This is a genomic window from bacterium, from assembly GCA_040754625.1.
Lineage (GTDB): Bacteria > JACRDZ01 > JAQUKH01 > JAQUKH01 > JAQUKH01 > JAQUKH01.
This window is the reverse complement of the sequence record JBFMCF010000079.1, coordinates 1-3,167: the sequence shown is the minus strand read 5'-3', so window position 1 is coordinate 3,167 and position 3,167 is coordinate 1. Positions and strand designations below refer to the sequence as shown.

The following is a 3,167-nucleotide window of genomic DNA, read 5'->3' as shown; positions in this document are numbered from 1 at the left end:
TTGCCTATATTCCATATATCGCTTCTCTCACAAATCTCTGTGATACTTTAGGCAATCCTTTTGAAAGTATCCCCATTTTTTGAAAAATATATACTTTACACTTCTTTTTTTTGTTTCTTCCTTATTCTACAACTAGTTACTGATTTTTATATCTATTTTTTGGGGATAGTCCTGAAAAATATTTATAAACGGTTTTTCCCTCTTGTTAACTGAAGATAAAAATCAAATAATGTTTCGTCCCCGCGCACCAATATTCTACTCAGGCTGTAAATATCGCTGTTCAAATCCACCTTTCCCATCTTTGTGGAAAACGCGGCCTTGTAGTCACATTTTTGGACTACTTTTTTAGTTTCTTCATCAAACTTGCCAAACGGGTATGAAAAACATTTAATTTCTGTATTTAACACCTTCTCCAAGTTTCTCTTGCTGAAACCTATTTCATTGAATAATTTTTCCCGCGGGTAATTCACTAATAACGGATGGCTGATTGTATGGCTTCCAAATTCCATTCCTTCTTTAATCATTTCTTTTATCTCTTCCCAATTCAATAATCTTTCTTTATCCTCAATATTCCATAAGCTTTCTTCACTTATAAAATCAGTTACTATAAAAAAAATCGCTTTACAGCCAAATTCCTTTAAAATCGGGAATGCATTAATATAGTTGTCCTGATAACCGTCATCAAAAGTTATGAGGACCGGTTTGTCAATATTTATTTTTCCTGTTTCAAAATAATTTATAAGATCACTAGACGAGATACTTTTATACCCCTTTTCCCTGAGAAATTGCATCTGTTTCGCAAATTTATCCGGAGGGACACGCAGTTTATTTATTTTTGAGCCCGGTTTCTCCCTGCTTACCATGTGATACATTAAAACGGGTATGCCTTTATCGGGCAGCCGCCAGAAATTAAAACGGGCGGAAAAGGCGAGAAAAAGCAAACTTATAATTATTATAATAAAGTAAATTAACATAATCTTTTTACTCTAGGATTACGGAGTCTTTAGTTATCAATTGACAATTAGCTATTAATAATTGAGGATTATTTTTTAAATTGTTAATTGTCAATGCTCAATTGTAAATTGTTAATTCTTTCTGCCTTATTTGCCATGCGCCATGCTCTTCTGTCTTTCCCACGCCCTGCTATATTTCGCGAGGTTCGCGTAACCGCTGAACGCGCATATTAAAAAACCGCGCCACCCGTCTAAAAAACCAAGTTTTAAAATATATTGCTTAAAAAAAGTAAATAAAGGTCTAAAAAATAAATCAGTTAAAACAACCTGTTCCCCTTTTTTAATTAAAAGTTCCGCTCCGATCTTGCTGTAATAATTTATTTTTATTAAATGTTCCTCAATTGAATCATAAGCATCATGGATTATATCCGCCTTGAGTTTTTTCGTCTTTCCTGAAATGATAAGGCTTTCATGGGGTTCCGTCCCGCCCCACCTGCTTTTTTCTTTATTGAAAAGCCTTAATTTATATCCGGGGTACCAGCCGCAACGCGTTACCGGTTTACCCAAATAAACAGGCTTTATAGGTATGTAATAACCGTCGTATCCCCCTGTATCTAATTCATTATTAATTTCCTCCTTTAGTTCTTTTGAAACTCTTTCATCGGAATCCAGTGATAAAATCCATTTGTTTTTGCTTTTTGATATGGCGAAATTTTTCTGTTCAATCCAGCCCGGCCAGGGATTGGAAAATATTTTACCGGTATATTTCCGGCATATTTCCAATGTCTTATCCGTGCTTCCGCCGTCGACAACTATAATTTCATCCGCCCATTCAGCGCTTTCAAGAGCGCCCTGAATTTTCTTCTCTTCGTTGGTGCATATTATTGTTACTGTAATCTTTTCCATTTTTTTTCTAACGCATTGAAATATACTTCTTCAGTGTTTTTGATAAAATTATCTATCGAATATTTATTCACCACGTTCAGATGCGCATTTTGGCCCATTTTTTTAATTAAATCGGGATTTAATATTAATCTTTTAATATGCCCGGCAAGCATATCAATATCTTTGGGATTATATAACAGCCCGGTTTCACCATCTAATATTATTTCAGGTATTGAACCAACTTTTGAGGCAATCACGGGCTTGCCGCACGCCATCATCTCCAGGCATACCCTGCTTATGGCCTCAGAACCAATTGACGCTATTACTCCTATATCAATGCCCGCAACTGCTTCCGAAACATTTTCATAAAAACCGGTAAAAATAACTTTCTCATGCAAACCAAAAGATTCCGCTGTTTTCTTCAGATGATCAATTTTAATATTTGCTTCATAACCTATGACCGCGTATTTTACAGAAGGTAATATTTCTTTCAATCTGCCTGCCGCCTTCAAAAAATAATAATGCCCTTTGACCGGGTCCAGCCGCCCGATAATCCCCACTAAATATTCATCTTTTTTCACGCCACAATTTATCCTGAATTTTTCCCCGCTGACCCGGGGGTTAAATTTACCAGTATCAACTCCCGGGGGGACAACCCTGATTTTTTCTTCCAAATTAAAACCAGTGAAATTATTCTCTTTTGAAATAATTGACACTGCAATTATTCCGTCAGTAAGGTCACGGTATAAATAACGGTTTAAAAAATTATTTTTTGTCACCCGCCGGTCCCCTCTCGTCCTGATTAAAACAGCTTTATTCCCCGTTAATTTATTTGCCAGGAAACCACACGTCTGCCCCTCCGCCCGGTGCGCATTAATCACATCAATATTTTCTTTTAGTAAAATATTTTTGATTTTTTTTACTGAACCATAAATATTTACAGGCGACAGGCTGTTAATATTATTAATTACCTCATATTTAATATTACTCCTTTTTGCGCCTTCTTCGGCAGGGGTATTTTTCAAACCGGCAATTATAACGTTATGCCCGCTTTTTTTTAATCCCCTGCTTAAAACCAGACCGTATTCAGTAATCCCGCTTTCCCATGGTTCATTAATAATCTGGAGTATATTTAAAAAATTTTTCGTCATAAAATAATCATAGGATTATAACATAAAAAAGGTTTTTCTTTAATTCTTATTAAAAGGACTATCCCCAAAAAATAGACATAGAAAACAGTAAGTAGTTGTGAAATAAGGAATAAATAAAAAAAGGAAGTGTAAAAGCATAATTTTTTATATTTTTCAAAAAAATGGGGATACTTTTTTA

Annotated in this window: 3 protein-coding genes; all 3 read right to left on the bottom strand. The window is 35.0% G+C overall.

From position 1 onward, the window contains the following. Nucleotides 1-182: 182 nt before the first annotated feature. A complete protein-coding gene (locus AB1498_07080) occupies nucleotides 183-974 on the bottom strand; it encodes a polysaccharide deacetylase family protein (protein ID MEW6088056.1) in 792 nt (263 codons plus the stop codon). Nucleotides 975-1,100: 126 nt separating this feature from the next. After that, nucleotides 1,101-1,859, bottom strand: a complete 759-nt coding sequence (locus AB1498_07075; protein ID MEW6088055.1) for a glycosyltransferase family 2 protein — start codon at nucleotides 1,857-1,859, stop codon at nucleotides 1,101-1,103. Next, on the bottom strand, nucleotides 1,841-2,989 hold the full coding sequence (locus AB1498_07070; protein MEW6088054.1) for a glycosyltransferase family 4 protein: 1,149 nt from the start codon (nucleotides 2,987-2,989) through the stop codon (nucleotides 1,841-1,843). The genes AB1498_07075 and AB1498_07070 overlap by 19 nt, the downstream gene beginning before the upstream one ends. Nucleotides 2,990-3,167 lie beyond the last annotated feature (178 nt).

Excerpts from the sequence above, each read along its gene's own strand:
- AB1498_07080 (MEW6088056.1), bottom strand. The coding sequence starts at position 974 with ATGTTAATTTACTTTATTATAATAATTATAAGTTTGCTTTTTCTCGCC.
- AB1498_07075 (MEW6088055.1), bottom strand. The coding sequence starts at position 1,859 with ATGGAAAAGATTACAGTAACAATAATATGCACCAACGAAGAGAAGAAA.
- AB1498_07070 (MEW6088054.1), bottom strand. The coding sequence starts at position 2,989 with ATGACGAAAAATTTTTTAAATATACTCCAGATTATTAATGAACCATGG.